This is a genomic window from Haloferula sp. A504 (assembly GCF_044385805.1).
Classification (GTDB): domain Bacteria; phylum Verrucomicrobiota; class Verrucomicrobiia; order Verrucomicrobiales; family Akkermansiaceae; genus Haloferula.
Map to the genome: position 1 here is coordinate 1 of NZ_JBISBU010000234.1, position 359 is coordinate 359.

General features: G+C 67.7%; 1 pseudogene. It reads left to right on the forward strand.

From position 1 onward, the window contains the following. Nucleotides 1-359, forward strand: a pseudogene (locus tag ACG2LG_RS24325) (hypothetical protein); the annotation flags it as partial.

Here is a 359-nt window from a genome sequence, read left to right on the forward strand (position 1 = left end):
CCGCAGCTTCATGAAGGCACGCTTTACAAAGCCTCCAACTGGACGCCGCTGGGCTTCACCAAGGGCTGCCGGCGCCACCGCAGCGAGTTCTACACCGACGAGAAGAGGCCCAAGCGATACTGGATTTACGCGCTCCACAAGAAGGCCCGGCAACTGCTCTCCAGCCCCGCGCCGCTGCCCGACATTTTCCAGCGGGCCACCAGCGAGGGTGTCGCCGGGGCCCGCTGCGCGCTGAAATGCAAGCACCTGCGCAGCCTCGCGGATGCCTTCCACCTCGTGCCCGACCACCGCGCGGCCACCTCGCGGCGCTACGCGAAAGTCGCGATGTTCGGCCTCATCGCCCACGGCCTGCTGTGCGG